The organism is Bradyrhizobium sp. (assembly GCF_035273305.1).
Lineage (GTDB): Bacteria > Pseudomonadota > Alphaproteobacteria > Rhizobiales > Xanthobacteraceae > Bradyrhizobium.
In genome coordinates this window covers 1-20,918 of the sequence record NZ_DATEPI010000069.1, presented here as the reverse complement: position 1 = coordinate 20,918, position 20,918 = coordinate 1, and the positions used below count along the sequence as shown (strand labels likewise).

21 protein-coding genes are annotated in these 20,918 nt (G+C 60.4%); 14 read left to right on the top strand and 7 right to left on the bottom strand.

Going from position 1 to position 20,918, the window contains the following annotated elements; all coding sequences use genetic code 11:
• Positions 1-1,213: MFS transporter (locus tag VJV58_RS04605; RefSeq protein ID WP_324136162.1), on the top strand; the 1,213-nt coding region annotated here is incomplete at its 5' end.
• On the opposite strand, the gene VJV58_RS04600 is transcribed toward VJV58_RS04605, so the two are convergent.
• The gene (locus tag VJV58_RS04600; RefSeq protein ID WP_324136161.1) at positions 1,157-1,591 is read right to left on the bottom strand and encodes a hypothetical protein; all 435 of its coding nucleotides are present in this window, start codon (positions 1,589-1,591) and stop codon (positions 1,157-1,159) included. The two genes, VJV58_RS04605 and VJV58_RS04600, sit on opposite strands and share 57 nt — an antisense overlap.
• A 96-nt stretch (positions 1,592-1,687) precedes the next feature.
• Between VJV58_RS04600 and VJV58_RS04595 the strand changes: the two genes are divergently transcribed.
• The gene (locus VJV58_RS04595) at positions 1,688-2,266 is read left to right on the top strand and encodes a hypothetical protein (RefSeq protein ID WP_324136164.1); all 579 of its coding nucleotides are present in this window, start codon (positions 1,688-1,690) and stop codon (positions 2,264-2,266) included.
• A gap of 21 nt (positions 2,267-2,287) precedes the next feature.
• On the opposite strand, the gene VJV58_RS04590 is transcribed toward VJV58_RS04595, so the two are convergent.
• Together VJV58_RS04590 and VJV58_RS04585 are read right to left on the bottom strand one after the other, a co-directional pair.
• Positions 2,288-2,713 (bottom strand): universal stress protein, encoded by a 426-nt coding sequence (locus tag VJV58_RS04590; RefSeq protein ID WP_324136160.1) that lies wholly within the window; start codon positions 2,711-2,713, stop codon positions 2,288-2,290.
• 223 nt (positions 2,714-2,936) lie between these two features.
• Positions 2,937-3,479, bottom strand: coding sequence for a histidine phosphatase family protein (locus tag VJV58_RS04585; protein WP_324136159.1), 543 nt, complete (start codon positions 3,477-3,479; stop codon positions 2,937-2,939).
• A 97-nt stretch (positions 3,480-3,576) separates the two neighbouring features.
• On the opposite strand from VJV58_RS04585, the gene VJV58_RS04580 reads away from it, so the two are divergent.
• From VJV58_RS04580 to VJV58_RS04545, 8 genes are all read left to right on the top strand, one after another.
• The gene (locus VJV58_RS04580) at positions 3,577-5,037 is read left to right on the top strand and encodes an FAD-binding oxidoreductase (protein ID WP_324136158.1); all 1,461 of its coding nucleotides are present in this window, start codon (positions 3,577-3,579) and stop codon (positions 5,035-5,037) included.
• A gap of 157 nt (positions 5,038-5,194) precedes the next feature.
• The gene (msrB, locus tag VJV58_RS04575) at positions 5,195-5,695 is read left to right on the top strand and encodes a peptide-methionine (R)-S-oxide reductase MsrB (RefSeq protein ID WP_324136157.1); all 501 of its coding nucleotides are present in this window, start codon (positions 5,195-5,197) and stop codon (positions 5,693-5,695) included.
• 179 nt (positions 5,696-5,874) lie between these two features.
• Positions 5,875-7,689, top strand: a complete 1,815-nt coding sequence (locus VJV58_RS04570) for a flagellar hook-basal body complex protein (RefSeq protein WP_324136156.1) — start codon at positions 5,875-5,877, stop codon at positions 7,687-7,689.
• A gap of 44 nt (positions 7,690-7,733) precedes the next feature.
• Positions 7,734-9,605, top strand: a complete 1,872-nt coding sequence (gene flgK / locus VJV58_RS04565) for a flagellar hook-associated protein FlgK (RefSeq protein WP_324136155.1) — start codon at positions 7,734-7,736, stop codon at positions 9,603-9,605.
• A gap of 10 nt (positions 9,606-9,615) precedes the next feature.
• Positions 9,616-11,484, top strand: coding sequence for a flagellar protein (locus VJV58_RS04560; RefSeq protein ID WP_324136154.1), 1,869 nt, complete (start codon positions 9,616-9,618; stop codon positions 11,482-11,484).
• Positions 11,485-11,638: 154 nt separating this feature from the next.
• The gene (locus VJV58_RS04555; protein WP_324136153.1) at positions 11,639-12,427 is read left to right on the top strand and encodes a hypothetical protein; all 789 of its coding nucleotides are present in this window, start codon (positions 11,639-11,641) and stop codon (positions 12,425-12,427) included.
• 77 nt (positions 12,428-12,504) lie between these two features.
• Entirely contained in the window at positions 12,505-13,758 is a 1,254-nt protein-coding gene (locus VJV58_RS04550) for a hypothetical protein (protein WP_324136152.1), read from the top strand.
• 8 nt (positions 13,759-13,766) lie between these two features.
• Positions 13,767-15,269: a pyridoxal phosphate-dependent decarboxylase family protein gene (locus VJV58_RS04545; RefSeq protein ID WP_414641402.1), complete on the top strand. Its 1,503-nt coding sequence runs from the start codon at positions 13,767-13,769 to the stop codon at positions 15,267-15,269.
• A gap of 6 nt (positions 15,270-15,275) precedes the next feature.
• Here the strand turns inward: VJV58_RS04545 and flbT are convergent, their stop codons facing one another.
• Positions 15,276-15,704, bottom strand: coding sequence for a flagellar biosynthesis repressor FlbT (gene flbT / locus VJV58_RS04540; RefSeq protein ID WP_324136150.1), 429 nt, complete (start codon positions 15,702-15,704; stop codon positions 15,276-15,278).
• Between the two features lie 354 nt (positions 15,705-16,058).
• Here flbT and VJV58_RS04535 point away from each other — a divergent pair, with 354 nt between their 5' ends.
• The 4 genes from VJV58_RS04535 to VJV58_RS04520 all read left to right on the top strand — a co-directional run bounded on the left by VJV58_RS04535 (position 16,059) and on the right by VJV58_RS04520 (position 19,693).
• The gene (locus VJV58_RS04535; RefSeq protein ID WP_324136149.1) at positions 16,059-17,297 is read left to right on the top strand and encodes a flagellin; all 1,239 of its coding nucleotides are present in this window, start codon (positions 16,059-16,061) and stop codon (positions 17,295-17,297) included.
• A gap of 198 nt (positions 17,298-17,495) precedes the next feature.
• Positions 17,496-18,740: a flagellin gene (locus VJV58_RS04530; RefSeq protein WP_324136148.1), complete on the top strand. Its 1,245-nt coding sequence runs from the start codon at positions 17,496-17,498 to the stop codon at positions 18,738-18,740.
• A 192-nt stretch (positions 18,741-18,932) separates the two neighbouring features.
• The gene (gene flaF / locus VJV58_RS04525) at positions 18,933-19,298 is read left to right on the top strand and encodes a flagellar biosynthesis regulator FlaF (RefSeq protein WP_324136147.1); all 366 of its coding nucleotides are present in this window, start codon (positions 18,933-18,935) and stop codon (positions 19,296-19,298) included.
• A gap of 26 nt (positions 19,299-19,324) precedes the next feature.
• Positions 19,325-19,693 carry a hypothetical protein gene (locus tag VJV58_RS04520; RefSeq protein WP_324136146.1) on the top strand — a complete coding sequence of 123 codons (369 nt, stop codon included), beginning with the start codon at positions 19,325-19,327 and terminating at the stop codon, positions 19,691-19,693.
• Between the two features lie 78 nt (positions 19,694-19,771).
• Here VJV58_RS04520 and VJV58_RS04515 read toward each other — a convergent pair whose 3' ends face one another.
• The 3 genes from VJV58_RS04515 to VJV58_RS04505 form a co-directional block, all read right to left on the bottom strand.
• Positions 19,772-20,137: a hypothetical protein gene (locus VJV58_RS04515; protein ID WP_324136145.1), complete on the bottom strand. Its 366-nt coding sequence runs from the start codon at positions 20,135-20,137 to the stop codon at positions 19,772-19,774.
• A gap of 150 nt (positions 20,138-20,287) precedes the next feature.
• Entirely contained in the window at positions 20,288-20,779 is a 492-nt protein-coding gene (locus tag VJV58_RS04510) for a hypothetical protein (RefSeq protein WP_324136144.1), read from the bottom strand.
• A gap of 20 nt (positions 20,780-20,799) precedes the next feature.
• A partial coding sequence (locus VJV58_RS04505; protein ID WP_324136163.1) for a rod-binding protein occupies positions 20,800-20,918 on the bottom strand: 119 nt, incomplete at its 5' end.

Below are 20,918 nucleotides of genomic sequence, written 5' to 3'. Positions count from 1 at the left end.
GGTCTTCATGGCTGGTTTTGCGATCTTCACGGCCGCTTCGCTGGCCTGCGCGCTGGCACCGAGCGCTTCGATCCTGATCGGCGCCCGCTTCGTCCAGGGTCTTGCCGCAGCCATTCTGGTTCCGAACTCACTCGCACTGCTCAGCCACTCTTATTCGGATGACAAGTCGCGCGGCCGAGCCGTAGGCACGTGGGCCGCCGGCGCGAGCCTTGCGCTCACCGCCGGACCTCTGGTCGGCGGCGGCTTGATCGCGCTTGTCGGCTGGCGGTCGATCTTCCTGGTCAATCTGCCGATCGGGCTTGCCGGCCTGTGGCTGACCTGGCGCTATGCCAGCGAGACCACGCGATCGCGTCAACGCGAAATCGATTTGCCCGGACAGATTGCGGCGATCGCAGCACTAGGCTGCCTCGCGGGCGCCATCATTGAAGGTGGCGCGCTTGGCTGGAGCAATCGCTTCGTCATCGCGGGCTTCGCCGCGTCGGTGGTGCTGGCGATGCTGTTCATTCGGCGCGAAGCCCGCGCGCCACAGCCGATGCTGCCGCTGTCGCTGTTCAAGCATCGGATGTTCGCCATGACCTCGCTGGTCGGGCTGCTCGTCAATGTGGCGGTGTATGGATTGATCTTTGTGTTCAGTCTGTACTTCCAGGGCGTGAACCATCTCTCGCCGTTCGCGACCGGGCTTGCATTCGTCCCGATGATGGGCGCCGTGCTGCCGGTCAATCTGATCGCCCCCCGGATCGCAGAACGCATCGGCGCTCCCGCCACCATTGCTGCCGGCGCGGCGCTAGCTGCAACCGGATGCCTTGCGATGGTCGGAATCCAAGCCGGCACGAGCTATTGGGCGATTTGCCTACAACTCATCGCGGTCAGCACCGGACTTGGATTGCTGGTGCCGCCTCTGACGTCGGCCCTGTTGGGAAGCGTGGAGAAATCACGCTCGGGTATTGCTGCTGGCGTCCTCAATGCAACCAGGCAAACCGGGAGCGTGCTCGGGGTCGCCCTGTTCGGTTCGCTGATCGGGCAGTCCAGCGGGTTTGTGACCGGCTTACATGCATCGCTGATCATCTCGGCGGGTCTGCTCCTCGCGGCCGGCGTGGCAATCGGCTGGGGCGCTATGGCCCAGCAGCAAAGGACGGCGACGGGCAGTTCCCGGAGCTCACGTCTTGCGCAGGGCGAAATGCGTGCCACAAAACGCCATCGCGGCGCCCAGTGATAGTGCGGCCAAACCGGCGAGGACGCCGGAGAAGGTCGGAATCGGAGTCGGCGCGGAAGCGGCCTGTCCCGCGCCAGCAAGTACCAGCACCCCGACGGCCACGAGGAATTGACGCACACGCGGCGGAATTCGCCCCGACACCGCATCGTGCATCACCCTGGCCGTGAAATAGCCGCCGCAGAAGCCCACCGTCGCCGTCAGCCACCACGCTAGAGCCGCGCTCGCGGGCATCAACTCACCGGCATCGGATCGCCATAGACCACCGAGGTCGAGGCCGAAGCGGGCGCCAAGCATATGCACGGCGAGCGCAAGCAACACGCCGGAGACCAGCGCGGTCGCGAGAATCAGCGGACGTGGAAAATAGGTCGTCTCGGCCATCGCGGGCTTGTAAGGTAGAGCGGCCGGTGTGTGCAAGCCCGCGCTGCGAAACGTGAGTTGGAGCTGTTGAACTTTCTCAAAGCGCCGCCGAAACGGGTGACAACGTCACCGCGGGCCTCATTAAACCGGTACGCCTACAAGGCCTCGCTGATCGGGGCTGCGCACGAGTTTGAACTCACCGACAATGGCCTATCGTGGCAAGCCGGCAACAAGTCAGGCTGTTGGCCATATACGGATATCTCCGCGATCCGGCTCTCCTATCGGCCGGTATCGATGCAGTCCCGCCGCTTTCGGACCGATGTCGAATCCGACGGGCAGCGTATCGCGATACTTTCGACCACCTGGCAGACCGTCACGTTGATGTCGCCGCAGGATCGGGAATATCGCGACTTCATCACTGAGCTTCATGCGCGCATGGCGCAGTCTGGAAGCAAGGCCGCGCTGGTTAGCGGCGTCGGACCGTGGACCTATGGCGCGGGAGTTGCCGTGCTCGCGCTCGTGGGAATCGCAATCGCGGGACTTCTGCTGAGAGCCATTCTGACGGGCGAATACATAGGCGGCCTGTTTCTGATAGGATTCGCTGCGCTGTTTATCTGGCAGATCGGCGGGTTTGTAGTGCGCAATCGGCCCGGCGAATACACGTTCAGCGATTTGCCGAAAGCGTTGCTGCCTTAGTGCGCTTTTGAAGACGAGGCTTTAATGCCGGACCACCAGAACCGAGCACTTCGCGTAACGTACGACATGGCCGGCGTTGGAGCCGAGAAAATAGGTCCGCATCGCCGGACGATGCGATGTCATCACGATCAGATCGGCGTGGAGCGCGGCGGCCTCCTCGAGAATCTCGTGATAGATACCTCCTTGCCGCACCGTCGTGGATATGCGGGACGGTTCGATTCCGGACTCGCGGGCCACGATAGCGAGCGCCTCCTCTGAGGTCTGGCGCTGCTGCACGTCGAAATCCGGCGGCACATACTCGGCGAGCATCACCGGCGTCATCGGCAGTACGTTCAAAAGCCGGACCGTACCGCTGTAGGTGGAAGACAGCGTCGCCGCGGTTGCAATCGCGGGTTTCGCCAGATCGGTGTCGGCAAGATCGATCGGGACCAGAATGGATTTGAACATTTGCTGCCTCCTGTCCCCCGTCAGCCTAGCATAAGTTCAAGACTTGGCGACGCCGTTACCGATGCTTGTCATCAGGTTAGACGTCGTCCCTGCGGACCCAGCTCACACTTTCTTATATTTATTCCCCTTGTGGTTCGACACGAGCGAAGCTCGCTCTTTCCGTGACCCACGCGTGGGGAGGGTGGCTCCGAAGGCCAGTCGGCGGCTGGGGCTGTTGCGACAGCTACTCGTCCGACGCGTGCTTCAAAAGTTTGGGACTGACAAACAGTACCAGCCGGCCGCGGCGGAATGTCACGTCGCTCCAGTCGTCGATGGAAAAGTCAAAGACCACCAGACCGGACGTCGGCAGATTGTCCGCAAGGGCGTTACGACCCGCCGCGTCGCCGCTGCCGGCGAGCGCCAGCGCGAGTTCGTGCATTCCCGGGTTATGGCCAACCAGCATGAGCCGGCGGGGATCGGGCTCCGATGCTTCGCGGATGATCTGCAGAAGCTGGGACGGTTCGGCGCCGTAAAGTTCCGGCACCAGCTCGACCTGGGGCTTCGGAGCCAAATCTTTCATTAGCTCCCAGGCAATTTCCCAGGTCTGATGAGCCCGGATCGCTGGCGAAACCAGCACCAGATCCGGAAAAGGCGGGTGCCGGCCGATCCAGCCGCCGATCTCGGCGGCGTCGTGGCGGCCACGATTATCGAGGCGACGGTCCTGATCGCGGCCAGACGGCGCGTGATGTTCGGTCTTGGAGTGACGCAGCAGCATCAAACGGCGCATGGCGCAATCTCGATTCGTTTCAAGTCCGCGCATTAATCTACAGACAGCTTGACCAGACAAGGTGACAAGCGCCGGTTCGGTCCGTAAGAAAAATGGTATGAGCGAGACTTCCACAAACAACAGTCCTGAAAACAAGTCCATGCGATCGGACGACGCGGACTTGCCCGAACATTCCAGGCTTTCGTTCGATCTGGATGTCGATATCGCCGTGATCGGCGCCGGGCTCGCCGGACTTACAGTGGCGTTGGAGGCCGCGCGGCTCGGCGCCAGTGTCGCGGTGCTCGAAGGCCGCCAGGTTGGCTGGAACGCCTCCGGCCATCAACTCGGCACGGTAATGCCGGGCTATAGTCTTCCGATCGCCGATCTGATTGCGCGCATTGGCTTCGAAGATACCCGCGAACTCTGGGCATTGTCGAAGGCAGGCGTCGAATATATTCGGGCCCACGCGACCGAGGAGTTGATTCCCGGGATTGCGCTGAGCGAAGGTGCCCTCGAATTATCGAACGTCGATGTAGGGGATCGACTGATCGCACGCTTGCAAATGCTCGGTGAGGATTTTGATACGGAAGTGGAGGGCTGGCAGGTCGAGCGCGTGCGCGCCGAGATCAAGACCGACCGGTATTTCCATGGCGTGCATTATCCGAAGGCATTCCAGATCGACGGTCGCAAATACGTGCACGGCCTGGCTGCGCTGGCGCGGCGAGCGGGGGCACGGATTTTCGAGGATACGCCGGCAGTCAGCATCGACATATCAGGCATCCGCAAGCGCATCGTCACGCCGTCCGCGCGTTTGCGCGCTTCCCAGATCGTGCTCGCCGGCAATGTACATTTGGGCGCGCCCGCGCGACGCGTGTCGGAAACATTGCTGCCGGTCTGGCGCTACGCTGCGATCACCGCGCCGCTTGGCGAACGGCTGGCCGATGCGACGACCTTCAAGGGATCGATCACCGATAGCGATGGCATCGACCATTTCCGGATCGTCGAGGGCGATCGCCTGATGTGGGCCAGTCCGGAAACCACATGGGCTGCGCGGCCTGACCGTTTTGCGGTGGCGATTCAGCGCCGCATCCGGACGATCTTTCCCCAACTCGGACGTGTCGAGATCGCGGAGATGTGGAGCGGCGCCATCGGGCAGACGGTGCACGGCATGCCGCAGATCGGTCCATTGCGTAAGGGGGTGTGGATCGCCAGCGGCTTCGGTCGCCACGGGCTGAACACGAGCGCGATGGCGGGACAGCTCATAGCCCGCAGCATTTTATTGGGCGACGAGCGCTGGCGCCTCTTTTCGCCATTCGAAATGGTGTGGGCGGGCGGTACGATCGGGCGAGTTGCCGGTCTCGCGATCGGCATGTGGACCCGCGCAAGGGTGGCTACTGCGGGCGCGCTGGCCCGTTATCGCGAGCGGGCACGAAATACAGCCAGCATTCGCGAGGCCCGGAGGGAAGCAGCCAATCGTATGGTGGGAACCAGGCCACCGCCTTCCCGACGGCCGCCGGTTCGGCCCCAGCCCAGAATTCCGATGCCGGGTCCGGCAAACAATGGTGAGACCGCGCCTTGAGGTGGAAGACCGCTCAAAAAGACGGCCAGCGCTCATGCTGCGCAGCACACGGCTCGCAACAAAGTGAGATAATTTCGGCCCGCTCGGTGTAACTTTGGGCCCCAAACCCCGTATCTGAGGCGGACGTCACGTTTTCTGCTTCGCACCGGAGACCATCATGATTGACCGCCGTATCCTGCTAGCGTCTGTCGCCAGTCTGTTCGGCTTTGCCGGCTTCCGTTGGCTTCGCGCGTCTCCCGCAGAGGCCGCGGAAAAGTTCGAGGTCGAAAAGACCGATGCGGAATGGCGCGCACAACTCACGCCGCAGCAGTACGAAATCCTGCGCAAGCAGGGCACCGAGCGGCCCGGCTCGAGCCCGCTATTGAAAGAACATCGCAAGGGAATCTTCGCCTGCGCCGGTTGCGACCTGCCGTTGTTCTCCTCGGAGACGAAGTTCGAGAGCGGCACCGGCTGGCCGAGCTTCTACGCGCCGTTGGAGAACGCGGTCGGCACCACCGAAGACCGGATGCTCGGAATGCTAAGGACCGAGGTTCACTGCCGACGCTGCGGCGGGCATCTCGGCCACGTCTTCGACGATGGCCCGAAGCCGACGGGGTTGCGCTACTGCATGGACGGTTTGGCCTTGGTATTTCATCCGGCGGCGCCCTCTGCGAGCTGAAGCTCGCCCGGCAATTGTTGCCCGCCCGGCAATTGTGCCCCGGTCCCTGGACCGGGGTTTTTCGTTTAAGTAACGGAAATCCTTGAATTTCCTATACTGGCACGGAGCTTGCGACGGTCACCCTCGATTGCGGCCATAAACGCAAATTGGCTGCCGGGATCGATTTTGGAGACGCTGTTATGGGTATTTTCGATGCTCTCAATACTTCCGTCGCGGGTTTGCAGGCGCAGTCGTTTGCGCTGCAGAACATCTCCGGCAACATCGCCAACGCGCAGACCACGGCTTACAAGGGCACCGGCACCAGCTTCGTCGATCTCGTTCCGGATGCCACCACGCCGGACCGGCAGGTCGCAGGGTCCGTCACCGCTTTTGCGCGCTCCACCATCTCATCCCAGGGCACAGTGTCGGCCTCCACTGTCGCTACCTACATGGCGATCAACGGCGACGGCTTCTTCTCGGTGCAAAAAGCAACCGGGACTGTCGACAACGTACCGGTTTTCAGCGGTGTTACTGACTATACCAGGCGCGGCGATTTTCAGGTCAACGCCAATGGCAATCTGGTCAACGGCGCAGGCTACTACTTGATGGGAGTGCCGGTCGATTCCAAGACCGGCAACCCGCTCGGCAATGTTCCGCAGGTTCTTCAATTCCAGAACAATTTCGTTCCGGCGCAGGCAACCACCATCATCCAGTACGCGGCCAACCTTCCGACCGCGCCAAAGACTGCGGCAAGCGCCACCGCGCTGACCGGCAGTTTGTTGGCGGCTGGCGGCTTGAACCCTGCCGATTTTACTCAAAATCCCCTGCCGGTCGGCACGCCGGCGGTCCCGTTCGGCGACGCTACGGTGACTGGCTCAGCGGCCTCCAACAAGGCGGCGCCAGCGGCGCCGATTACCGCGGCGACGACGCTCTCGGGCGCGACGCCAAGCGATTCGTTGGTCACAAATTTCGTTGCGGGCGATACCATCACCGTTGACGGCACCGTCATTACGTTCGTGGCCTCCGGTGCCGTCGGCAACCAGCTCAACGTCACCGACAATGTCGGCCAGCTGCTCGCCAAAATCGGCGCCATCACGGGCGTCGCGCCGACCATCAACTCTACAACCGGCGCGATCACCTTGCACACCGGCACGGCGCAAAACCTTTCGATCAACAGCTCGGCGGGCGGTTGGGGAGCGCTCGGCTTTCCGATCACCGTAACTGCAACCCGCACCGGCGGCGGCGGCGTCGGCATGGGCGTCGTCGTTGCTAATGACGGCACGGTTTTTCAGAACGAAACCATCAGTGGCGGGGCGGTAACGGCCTACAACGCGAGCGGAACGCAGGTGAACCTGCAATTGCGATGGGCGAAAACCGATAGTGCCTCGCTGGGTGGCGGTCATCAGGACAGCTGGAATCTTTTCTATCAGTCCGACCCGGCCGCGACGGGCACGCAGACTGCATGGGTCAACGTCGGCACGACATTCACCTTCAGCCCAAGTGGAGCGCTGATCAGTCCAAGCGGCTCAGCGATTTCGGTCCCTAACGTTACGGTCTCCGGCCAGTCGCTCGGCAACATCACCATCAATGTTGGTTCCGGTGGTCTCACTCAATTTGCTTCGATCGGTGGCTCCGCGACAATCAACACCATCACGCAAAACGGTTTTGCCGCGGGCCAGCTTCAGTCAGTGGCGATCAGCAACAGCGGACTCGTGATCGGCACGTTCTCCAATGGCCAGAATCTCGACCTGGCTTCGGTGACGCTGTCGCACTTCAACGGCACGAACTACCTCAAGAGCCTGGATGGCGGCGCATATGCGGTGACCGATCAATCAGGCCCGGCGATTATCGGCGCCTCGGGCAAGATCAGCGGCTCCTCGCTCGAAGGGTCGAACACCGACATCGCCGATGAGTTCACTAAACTGATCGTGACCCAGCAAGCCTATTCCGCGAACACCAAGGTGATCACCACGGCCAACAGCATGGTGCAGGATCTCTTGAACGTGCTGCGCTGATTTCTCGAAGCGTTTTCGGCACGGCTTGATTTGAGGCGGTTATCATGAGTTTGGGTTCTGCTCTCGCCACTGCGATGTCCGGTTTGCGTGCAAACCAGGCAGCGCTTTCGGTCGTCTCGTCCAACATCGCCAACGCGCAGACGCCGGGCTACATCACCCAAAGCAGCGTCCAGGTCGAGACGGAAACAGGCCAGATCGGCTCGAGCGTCAGTGTGCTCGGCGTCAACCGGCAGCTCAACCAATTCATCCAGACCCAGTTGCGAACGGAAACCGCCGGCGGGGCCTACGCCGACCAGATCGCAAGCGTTCTGACTCAGTTGCAGTCGGTTTACGGAACTCCTGGTGAGGACGGCACTCTGGAAAACGCCTACTCGAACTTCACGACCGCGCTGCAAGCCCTGCAGACAAGCTCAGGCAGTTCATCGGCGCAGATCACGGCTCTCACCGCCGCGCAGGCTCTGGCGCAGCAACTCAACGCGACCACGCAAGGCATACAGACGCTGCGTTCGAACGCCGAGCAGGACATCAATATTTCGGTCGGACAAGCCAATGCAGCGATGACCCAGATTGCGCAAATCAATACGCAGCTGCAGGGGTTGAAGACAACAGACCCCATGGCGGCGACGCTGATGGATCAACGCGACAGCGCGATCGACCAGCTATCCCAGTTGATGGATATCAAGGTCACGATCAATTCCAACAATCAGACTACCGTGTATGCCGGCAGCGGCATCGAGCTGGTCGGGGCTCAGGCGTCGACTCTGAGCTTCAATCCGCAAGGCACACTGAATCCTAATGCATTGTGGAACGCCGACCCATCGAAATCGACCGTGGGCACGATTTCGATCAAGTTCGCGAACGGGGCTATCTCGGACGTGACCAACGCGTTCAGCTCCGGCCAGATCGCGGCCGACGTGACGCTGCGCGACAAGACGCTGGTTCAGGCGCAAAACCAGATCGACCAACTGGCGGCTTCGGTTGCGAGCGCGCTTTCGGACAAGACCACTCCCGGGACCGTCGCGCCCGCCGCGTTGGCTCCCAAGGCCGGCTTCGATCTCGATCTGACCAACGTGTTGCCGGGCAACAAGATCAACTTCACCTACACCGATACGACCACCAACACTCAGCACCAGGTCACGATCGTGCGTGTCGACGATCCGACCGCGCTGCCATTGTCGAATCCTGGAGGCGATCCAAACAATCCGGTGATCGGCATCAATTTTTCCGGCGGAATGGCGTCGATCGTCGCGCAACTCAATGGCGTGTTTGGTCCCTCAAATCTGCAATTCTCCAACCCCGCCGGTTCAACCCTGCGCATCCTCGACAACGGCACCGGCACCGCCAAGGTCAGCGCGGCCTCGACCACCGCGACGGTGACGTCGCTGGCGAGCGGAAGCCCTCAACTGCCGCTGTTTACCGATGGCAGCCAATTGTATACCGGCGCGATTACGGGATTTGGCTCGCAGCAGACCGGGCTTGCGGGACGCATCACCATCAATCCCGCGCTGCTTGCCGATCCTTCGAAACTCACGGTCTACAATACCTCGCCTCCGACCAACGCCGGAGATACGACACGCATCGATTACCTGTATTCGCAGTTGACCTCAGGCACGTTTGCCTATTCGCCGCAGACCGGGCTTGGCACCGCCGCGACCCCCTTCAAGGGCACGATCTCCGGCTTCATGCAGCAGTTCCTTAGCCTGCAGAGCAACGCATCGACATCGGCGACGCACCTTCAGCAAGGTCAGGATGTCGTGGTCAACGCGCTGCAGCAGAAATTCAAATCCGATTCGGGAGTCAACATCGACACCGAAATGTCCAACCTGATTTCATTGCAGAATACTTATGCTGCCAACGCGCACGTAATGTCCGTGGTTCAGAACATGATGACCACTCTGCTGCAGGTCCAGGTGTAAGGCGACCCATATGGCAATCAACAGCGTAAGTTTCGGCCCCAGCATTCTCAATCAGTCGCTGCTCAATCTCAACAATGAGCTGACGTTACTGCAGTCACAGGTCACGACGGGAAAGAAGTCCACCTCCTATTCGGGGATGGGTACCAATGAGGGATTTGCGATCGCGGCGCGCGCGCAATTGTCGAACATCGCGGCGTTCACGGATACGCAGACCAACATCAACACCAATATCGGCATCGCGAATACTGCGTTGCAGGGCATGGTCGATATCGGAACGACGGTTCTGACCGGCGCCAACAGTACGCTGCAGACGTTGAACAGCGCGGGACAAACGATCGCCCAGCAAACCGCGACATCGCAGTTTTCCTCCATGTTGGGTATTCTCAATATGCAAGCCGGTGACCGCTATCTCTTTTCAGGCGCGGCCATCAACACGCCATCGGTGGCTTCGGTCGACGATATCCTGAACGGAACCACCACGCAGGCTGGGCTGAAGCAGGTGATCTCCGAGCGCAAGCAGGCCGATCTCGGCACTGCCGGACTCGGGCGGCTCGTCATCACTTCACCAACCGCGACGTCGGTGAAGGTGGCGGAGGATGTCGCGGGTTCGCCGTTCGGCTTGAAGCTGAGCGCGGTTTCATCAACGCTGACCGGCGCCACAATCACCGGGCCCGCGGGATCGCCCGCCGGCATCTCCGTCGACCTTGGGCCCGCCAATCCCAATGACGGCGATTCGGTAAGCTTTGCGTTCAAGCTGCCGGATGGCACGACTGAATCGATTCAGCTAACCGCCTCGAGCGCCACACCACCACCAGCCGGAAGTTTTTCGATCGGACTGACATCGACAGCGACGGCCGCCAATCTCAATACCGCCCTCAACACCGCGATCGGCAAGCTCGCCAACACATCGCTGGTGGCGGCGTCCGCCATCGAAGCCGGCAATGATTTCTTCAATACCACGGGAACGGCCACCGGAGCTGTGGCGAACAACAAGCTTGCTGCGCCGATTACGGGCGCCACGCTCTTGTCAGGCGCCGCGGCCACCGATGCGCTGGCCACCAATTTCGCTGCCGGCGACACGATCACCGTCAACGGCACATCGATCACCTTTGTTGCCTCGGGCGCGACCGGAAACCAGCTCAACGTGACTGACAGCGTGCAGACCCTCTTGAGCAAGATCGATTCGATCACCGGTAGCTCGACGCCTTCAACTGTCAGTGGCGGTGTCATTGCGTTGCACACCGATAACGCCGCGAGCCTGACGGTGTCGAGTTCGAATGGGGCGGCGTTCGCGGCACTCGGGTTTGGAGCCACCGCGACCGCGACCGTACCGCCGCTCCGCGTCGGAAGCGCCCCATTCGGTACAGCGACCTCGCTGGTAAGTGGGACCGCGAATACCGTGAGCTGGTACAAAGGCGAAGCGGGTCCGGGACCCGCGCGCTCCAGTGCAACCGCGCGGGTCGATCAATCGGCGACAGTGCAATATGGAATGCGGGCCAACGAGCAGGCTATCCGTTCGCAGCTTCAAACGTTGGCGGTGTTCTCGGCCGTGACCACCACGGCCGGTCCGAACGCAGCCTTGCAAGTCCAGGCGCTCAGCCAACGCGTCGGGCAAAATCTTTTGACTCAGCCCGGGCAGCAATCGATCGAGGACATTCAGGCCGATCTCGCGACCGCCCAGCTGACGATTAAAAACGCCAAAACGCGGCAGACCCAGGCCCAGGGCATGCTGCAGGGCATCGTCGATCAGGCGGAAAGCGTTTCCCGCGATCAAGTCGCGAGCCAACTGCTGGCGGTTCAGACGAGCCTGCAGGCATCTTACCAAACCACTGCGATGCTGTCACAGCTCACCCTCACCAAGTATCTTCCGATCGCCTAGCTTGTTCTTACTCGTTTTCTTCAGGCGAACCGCCGTCCACTTCGCTCGAACGCTCTCGACTCTTACGGAAATGAAGCTGTTAGCATCTCGTTAACTACGTCTATTTACTGTTTGGTCACGAAAGCGGGCCGTGTCCGCTGCTTCGGAGCGGATCATGACGGAAAAGGTTCACCTCGTCGTAGCCACGCCCTGTTTCGGCGGGCAGGTTTCCAGCATTTATGCCGGGTCGGTTTTCCACTTGCAGCGGTCCGTTCGTTCAAGGTCCAACATCGATCTGACGGTTGTAATGCGCGACGGCGACGCGCTGATTACGCGGGCGAGAGCAAACCTCGTGACGCTCTTTCTCGATAATCCATCCGCGACGCACCTTCTGTTTGTGGATGCGGATATCGGCTTCACGCCCGATCAGGTCTATCGGCTCATTGAATCGGGGGCGGACGTGGTTGCTGGCGTCTATCCGATCAAGCGGGTCAATTGGGACAAGGCAAGACGGATGCTCGGCTCTAACCAGCCCGCGATACCTTCGGCTGCGCTTGATTACGTGCTGGAGATTGAAGACGCTGATCACGTCGTCGCGGTGAACGGCTTCACCCGCGTGCGCTACGCCGGAACCGGCTTCCTCATGATCCGGCGACGTGCCCTGGAAAAAATGTGCGAACACCCCGCTTACGCCGCGCTGCAGTTCTTCCGCGAACACTCCCTGGACGCGCTCGCGGGAAGTTCGAACCGGTTTGCATTTTTCGATTGCATGATCGACCAGAGCACCGGGACCTATCTCAGCGAGGATTTCGCGTTCTGCAAGCGCTGGACCGATATCGGCGGCGAAATCTGGGCTGATATTGAAAGTCGTCTGGACCATGTCGGTCCCTCCGTATTCCACGGCGATATCTCCTTGCAATTTGCCGCAAGTGCGGCGCCGGCAATGGCGGCCAATGTTGCCTGAAATAGTGCCTGCCGCTGAGCTGCATGGGCCACTGCGGCCGCGCAATCGTTTTCTCTTCGACACATCAGGAGTTTTAGATGCAGGCCGATTCCAACGAACGGACCGGGACCACTGAGCCGGTCTGCGCGGACCGGATCGGTTTTGCCAAGCTCACCACCATGGCGTTTCACGGGATCGATCTTCGCCCGTTGCGTGACGAACTGATGGCGAAAGTCATCGATGGAACGGCGGGCGCGGGTGAGGGCCTCGATCTTTCGCTGATCGCGCAGCTGCTGGGTGATAAGCAGACCGGGTTATCGATCCAGGCCGAGGTCGTCGGTTTCCATCAGCTGTTTCGCTCGCCATGCGCCATGAAGCAGCCAAAACTGCGGGTGCTCGCGCTCGCAGCCGCGATCGACATGGGCGGCAACACGCCAATCGAATTTTTACTGGAAGAGTCCGGCATCGAATTGCTGACGCTGTATGTGATTCCTCGAATCGGTCTGCCGCTGCCGCTGCCCGATCATGACGTGGCGATCGTGATCGCCTCTGATTCCAGAGAGTGCCGCGACGCGCTTCGGATGATCGACGAAATGTCGTCTCGCTGGCCGAGGCCATTGTTGAATCCGCCGCGAATGGTTTGCAATCTGGATCGGGATAAACTGCACGGTCTGCTGCGCGGCGTCGAAGGGCTTGAGATTCCCGCAACCATTTACGCGTCGCGCGCGCAACTTGCCGGGATTGCTCAATCCGAGGTGGCGCTGGCGGAAATTGCCGCCGAGCTTCGGTTTCCGATCATTGCCAGGCCGCACGGTTCACATGCGGGCGTCGGGCTCGCAAAGCTCGATGACCCCGCCGCGATCGATCGATATCTGGCCGAACGCCCCGAGCAGGAATTCTTCCTCTCGCGCTTTGTCGATTACGCCGCCGAGGACGGGCTGTTTCGCAAATACCGGATCGTGTTCGTGGCAGGCCGACCTTACGCGTGTCACATGGCGATCGCCGCGCGATGGGATATCTGGTACCTCAATGCCGGAATGTCCGACAATGCAGCGAAGCGTCTCGAAGAAGAAACGTTCATGCGCACCTTCGAGTTCGGATTTGCGCGGCGCCATGCGACCGCGCTCGCCGGAATGGCGGAACGAATTGGGCTTGACTACTTTACCGTCGACTGCGCCGAAAACAGACAAGGCGAATTGTTGATATTCGAGGCTGACAATACAGCCGTCGTGCACAATATGGATTCGCCGGAAATTTTTCCATACAAGGCGCCGCAGATGCGCAAGATATTCGAGGCGTTCGCGGCGATGTTGTGCAGCCGCGCCGTTTCAGGACGGGAGCACGCGGCGTGACCGAGAGCTTGCGCGAAGCCCCTCGGAAAACCCACGCGAGTGAGACGCTCGATCCACAAAATTGGGACGGTATCCGCGCGCTCGGCCATCGTATGCTCGATGATATGATCGACTACGCGGCCAACATCAGGGATCGTCCGGTCTGGCAGCCAATACCGGACGATGTCCGCGCGCGGTTTCGCGCTGAGCTCCCGGATCGCGCCTCCGATCTCGGCGATGTCTATCGGGAGTTTACCGATTTCATCGTTCCCTATACCACAGGCAATGTTCATCCCGGCTTTATGGGATGGGTGCATGGCGGCGGCACCGCAGTCGGCATGCTGGCAGAAATGCTCGCGGCAGGACTCAACGCCAATCTCGGAGGTCGCGATCACATTCCGATCGAAGTTGAACGTCAGATCACCGACTGGATGCGTCAGATCTTCGGCTTCCCGCACGGCGCCAGCGGCATTTTCGTCACAGGTACTTCAATGGCCAACTTGATGGCCGTGTTGGTGGCGCGCACAGCTGCGCTCGGGACATCGGTCCGGCAGCGCGGAGTTGCCGAGGATGGCGCATCGCTGACGGCCTATGCGTCGGTGGCGGCGCACGGGTGCATCAGCAAGGCAATGGACATCGCGGGATTCGGAAGCGATGCATTGCGCCATATCCAGATCGATTGCTTTCATCGCATGGACGTTGATGCGTTGCACGAACGGATCGCGCGGGATCGTCTTGCCGGATTCAAGCCCTTCCTCGTCGTAGGTTCGGCTGGAACTGTCGATATCGGCGCAATCGACGACCTTCACGCGCTGAAGTTATTGTGCCGCGAACAGGGACTTTGGTTTCATGTCGACGGTGCCTTTGGCGCGCTTGGAATTCTGGCGCCAGCCTTAGCGCCGCGGCTTGCCGGAATTGAGCACGCCGATTCCATTGCGCTCGATTTCCACAAATGGGGACAGGTGCCCTACGATGCCGGTTTCCTGCTCGTCCGTGACGGTGATAGGCATCGCGACAGCTTTGCTGCGCCAGCCGCGTATTTGCGCCGGGAAACCCGCGGGCTCGCCGCGAATTCACCGTGGCCCTGCGACCTCGGCCCGGATTTGTCGCGTGGCTTCAGGGCGCTGAAGACCTGGTTCACCCTGAAGACCTTCGGCACGGAAAGGCTGGGCGCCGTTATCACGCGTAGCTGTGAGCTCGCGGCATACATGAAACAGCGGATCCTGGACGAGCCGCGGCTCGAGCTGATGGCGCCGGTGCAGCTCAACATCGTGTGCTTTCGTTATCGTGGCGACAACGCCGATCAGGTGAACGCGGATATTGTGATCGACGTTCAGGAGTCCGGGATCGCTGTGGCTTCAACCACATTGCTCAAGGGGCAGCTTGCGATACGTGCAGCCATCGTCAACCATCGCACGGACACAAGCGATATCGACGCGCTGCTATCGGCGGTGCTCGAGTTCGGCGGGCAGCGGTCCTCGTCATGTGAACGAGTGCCGTTGATTGAATCAGCGCCACCTCTGGCGATGTAGCCAAATTCAGGCAGTGTTGCGTTCGGTGCCGGCTGTTTCCTGGACAGCGTCAGCGTGGTCGAGCAGCTGCTTTTCATAGGCGACGAGCCTTCGAGCTTGCTTCAACGCCTGATAGAGCTCGCCGTTCAGAATATGATTGTTGATGTCCTCGATGATCGGCCACGCACTCGGCGCGGCGGTAACGATGTCGCGCACCAGATTGAAATAAGTGCCGTGATTGACCTGCGGGTCCGGCGAAATATACATCAGCTGCACCGCGAGATAGACGAGCTTGGCAGGCGTATCGGCGGTTTCGGGCGTCAGGATATCTTTCTCTCGCAGGATCGGAATGTTGTCGCCATCGATCAACAGCCGCGCGCGCTGATCGGTGTTGGTGATGACGCAAGCGCCGATGATGATCCGTTCGTGCGGCTTGAGCTCGACTTTCAAAGCCATCGTTGTTCTCCGTTGCCGCTTCCGCACGACGCGCAAGGTGATGCGAGTGTCGGCTCTGGTGGCGGCCGCACGCCGATGCTTTTGCCGATGCGACTGCGATCCTTTCTGATTGCGGTTAATGCCTCGTAAACGAGATTCGCCTCTGAAATAAATCGTAGCGATATCAACGATCTCCGCAGTAGGTGCAAAGACCAAAATAGAAGTGCGCGCCTCCTCGGCGCGGCTCCGAACGCGAGTGTATGGGATTCAATTCATGTTTTGTTAGACGCTTGGTTCCACCGTCGCCCTACGCCACCCGATCAAAAAAGATTGGGATGTTCGCCACTCCAATTTCACACCAGAAAGGTATGAAACATGTCCGGCATTGTTCTTTCGGCCTCGGTTCGCCAGAACCTCCTCTCCCTTCAGTCCACCGCGGATTTGCTCGCCACCACGCAGAACCGGCTGGCAACGGGCAATAAGGTCAACTCGGCGCTCGACAACCCGACAAACTTCTTCACCGCCCAGGGCCTTAACAACCGCGCGAGCGACATCACCAATCTGCTCGACAGCATGGGAAACGGCGTGCAGGTCCTGCAGGCTGCCAACACCGGCATCACATCGCTGCAGAAGCTGGTCGACACGGCCAAATCACTCGCCAACCAGGTGCTGCAGGCGCCCACCGGCTATTCGGTGAAGGCTTCCGCAACCAGCTTGGCCCCGACCGGCGCGGGTGCCTTGGGTGTAGTTGGAACTGCTGCCGATCTGACCGTCGCGGGTACGAACTCGCTGAACGGCAAGACCTTCGTCTTTACGCCTGCTACCGGAGCGGCCACCACCATCACGCTTGGCACGGGCGCCGGCAACGTCAATTCAATCGATGCCTTCAACACCGCGCTGTCCGCTGCGGGCCTCGGATTGACGGCTTCATTCGTCAGCGACGGCTCCATCACCCTGACCTCAACCAACGACAATGCAAGCCAGATCCTGACTACGGGAACGACTGCGGCTGCGAACACGATTGCGATCAGTGGTACCGATACAGCCACGCTTGTGACTCCCACCGGCGGCGCGGCCGGTAAGCCAGTCGCCGATGCAGCCTCACAGGCGATTCGTGCTAACCTGGTCAGCCAGTACAACAACGTGATCCAGCAGATCACGACGACGGCGCAGGATTCCTCATTCAACGGAATCAACCTGTTGAATGGCGATAATCTCAAGCTGACGTTCAACGAAACCGGCAAGTCCACCCTGAACATTCAGGGCGTGACCTTCAACGCGGCGGGTCTTGGCCTCGCTGCTTTGACAAGCGGTACGGACTTCCTGGACAACGCTTCGGCCAACAAGGCTCTTACTCTGCTCGGCGCTGCCAGCACCTCGCTGCGCACCGAAGCGTCGGCTTTGGGATCGAACCTGTCGATCGTGCAGATCCGCCAGGATTTCTCGAAGAGCCTGATCAACGTGCTGCAGACCGGCTCTTCCAACCTGACGCTGGCGGACACCAACGAGGAAGCGGCGAACAGCCAGGCGCTGTCGACGCGTCAGTCGATCGCCGTCTCGGCGCTCGCGCTGGCCAACCAGTCACAGCAGAGCGTCCTTCAGCTGCTGCGCTGATCGCAAACTAAAAAGCGAAAAACAAAACGGCGGAGGAAACCTCCGCCGTTTTTTGCTGTTCGCATTCCAAACTACCGACCGTCGGAGTTGATGCGGCGGGTTTAACGATAGCTTAAGCAAGTACCTTAAGCCGCCATTAACGCTAATTTAAAGGTAACTCAGTAGAACTACGGAGGTAAAACGAGGAAGGTTTCACCCATGTCCGGTATTATTCTTTCGGCCTCGGTTCGCCAGAACCTGCTGTCGTTGCAATCCACCGCAGATCTTCTCGCCACCACGCAGAACCGTCTCTCTACCGGCAAAAAGGTCAACACCGCCCTCGATAACCCGACCAATTATTTCACAGCGCAGGGCCTCGACAATCGCGCCAACGACATCAGCAACCTGCTCGATAGCATTGGAAATGGCGTGCAGGTCCTGCAGGCTGCCAACACCGGCATCACCTCGCTGCAGAAGCTGGTCGATACCGCGAAATCCATCGCCAACCAGGTGCTGCAGGCGCCCGCGGGTTATTCGGTGAAGGCTTCAGCAACCAGCCTGGCGCCGACCGGTGCTGGCGCGCTGGGCGTTGCGGGTACTGCCACCGATCTCACCAATGCGGGTACGAACTCGCTCAACGGCAAGACCTTCGTCTTTACGCCTGCTACCGGCGCCGCCACCACCATCACGGTCAGCAGCACGGTTGCTGCGGGGAACGTCAATTCAATCGATGCCTTCAACACCGCGCTGTCGGCGGCGGGCCTTGGATTGACGGCTTCATTGGCCAGCGATGGCTCAATCACCCTGACCTCGACCAATGACAATGCAAGCCAAATCCTAACCACGGGAACCACTGCGGCTGCGAACACCATTGCGATCAGCGGTACCGACACGGCAACGCTTGTGACTCCCGCCGGCGGTTCGGCCGGTAAGCCACTCGCCGATGCCGCTTCTCAAACCATCCGCGCCAACCTTGTCAGCCAGTACAACAACATCATCCAGCAGATCACCACGACCTCGCAGGACGCTTCCTTCAACGGCATCAACTTGCTGAACGGCGACGATCTCAAGCTAACCTTCAACGAGACCGGCAAATCCACGCTGACGATCAAGGGAGTGACCTTCAGCGCGGCCGGCCTCGGCCTTGCTTCGCTCGCAGCCGGCACAGATTTCCTCGACAGCGCTTCAGCGAACGCGACCATTGCCAAGATCAGCGCCGCCTCGAACACGTTGCGCACGGAAGCGTCGACCTTGGGTTCGAACCTCTCGATCGTTCAAATCCGGCAGGACTTCTCGAAGAACCTGATCAACGTCCTGCAGACCGGCTCGTCCAACCTGACGCTGGCTGATACCAACGAGGAAGCCGCCAATAGCCAGGCGCTTTCGACCCGCCAGTCGATCGCCGTCTCGGCGCTCGCACTTGCCAACCAATCGCAAGCAAGCGTGCTCCAGCTCCTTCGCTGATCTTGTTGGGTAAAACGAAAACGAAGATGGCGGGGAAATCCCCGCCATTTGCCGATGTAAGCGGGGCCGCAGTCTTTGCCCATTTCCGGACAAATTTGGTAACCGTCGCTAACCATATTTAAAGGCGGCGACGGTACAAAGTTTGGGCAGCCTGGATCTCGTTGCTGCTGTTGCAATTACCTGAGGTGATGGATGTCTCACGCCGCTCAAGCCTACGCCCGAACGTCGCATACGACGGCGCCTCCACGCGAAATCGAGGCGCAGGCCCTGCTAAAGGCGGCGAGACAGTTGCAGGACGTCCAGGCCAACTGGACCGGTCCGGACATGAACATGCATCACGCGCTGCTGTTCAATCGGCGGCTGTGGTCGATCTTCATGAGCGCGGCCGAGACGAATGACAATCCACAGCCCTTGGAAGTTCGTCAGAACATCGCGAATATCGGCGTCTTCGTCATGAAGCAGACCATCGAGATGCAGTTGAATCCAGACCCGGCGAAGCTGAAATCGTTGATCGACATTAATTGCAATCTCGCGGCCGGCCTTTCAGGCAAAGCCTGACGCTCGGCGGTTTCGAGGACGCGCTCATGGCCGATATGATGAGCATCTTGTCATCGGCCTACAAAACCGCCGGCCAAAGCGCCGCAATTCCATCCCAAACGAAATACGTGGCGGTCGATCCCACGCTCTATCAGGGCACCTGGAGCGGAACGTACGCCAACAAGAAAGCATTCACTATCAGCGTGTCGGATATCAGCGGGTTTCGCGCGCAGGTGCGATATCAGAGCGCCGGGACCGTCAAGAATCAGTCGGTTCTGATCAAGGATGGATCATTCCGGATCGGTGACACCAAATTCTTGCTGACCAAGCGCGGAACTGCGACGATCAAGAACGTCGTGACCGATCCCGCGAACGGCTCGACCTTTCTGGACACCGCCGTTGCCAAGCAAGGCTGATACCTGTTTTGGATTTCCACGAACTGCTTGGGCGCCGCGAACGCCGCTCGAGGCTCAACCACAGCCTTGTGAAACCACTTACGCCTTGACGTCGGTGGCGAGCGGGCGCGCCGGGGCAGCCTTGCTCAAATCGAGCGTGTGGAAATAGGCACGCCGACGCAACACCGCTTCATCGGGATATTGCGCGACCACCGCGTTGGTTCTGATATCGACCACCTGATAAACGATCGAGGCCGCGGCCTGATCGATAAACGCCTGATGCGACACGTAGCTGCTGGCCGCGTCGAAGTCGTTGCGCACGCTCGCGCTCACGTCGGCGGCGGTAACGCTTTGGCTAGCGGGCAATTCGGTTGCGACTGCGCTGTTGGCGGCCGCGCTCGGGGCCTGCACAATAGGCGTAGCAGCCGGCGTCCCGACCGGCCTGATGCTGAAATCCGTACTCATGGCAGCCTCCTGGCCTCCCCCGAGTAAAATCCAACCCTCCTCGTGGGGCAACTATGGCCTGAGACGTCTCAACGCTTTGTTAGAGAATATGCTGAATCCCTCACTGAAATGAGCGCGCAGTATTAAGGAAAATCGCTTATGAACGCGGGATCAGAGCGAGCGGCTCACCGCCAGCGGCGTCATGTGTCGCGGGCCCGGCGATGCCCGGCGTCCAGCCGCGGTGTAGGTGTTGGGAATATTGCGCTGCTGCATCTCGCTGTTGACGCCACGCACGACGCTTTCTGAAACGGCATGGGCTGTTGCCAGCACTGTGAGGTTGATCTGCAGCATGGCGTGGAATGTGTCGTGGTGACGATGCAGCGCGGTCAGAAGCTCTGGGGCAGTTTCCGCTAGATATTTCTGGCTGGCTTTGAGTTGCGCAACCGCGTTGACGTATCGACGCGACAGTCCCGTCTTGGCGGATTCAAGCGTCATCGCCTCGCGCAGTTTGCCGGCACGTACCAGTTCGGTTTCGCGCTCGATGACGCCGAGCAATTCGCTCATCACATCCATCAGGCTGTCGGCGAGCTTGCGCGCGTCAGTCGGCGTCGCCGCGGAGAGAGCAGGGGCGGGCGCATCGCGCTGTAATGTTGCTTGGTTCATATTCGGTCCCCCTGGGCTCGCTAACTGGTGCGGCCCGCTTGCTGCAGAATCAGCGTGCGATAGACTTCGTTCGAGATTCCGACGCCGCCCGCTTTGGCGAACGACTTCGAATATTGATCCGTCAGCATCGAGCGCCATA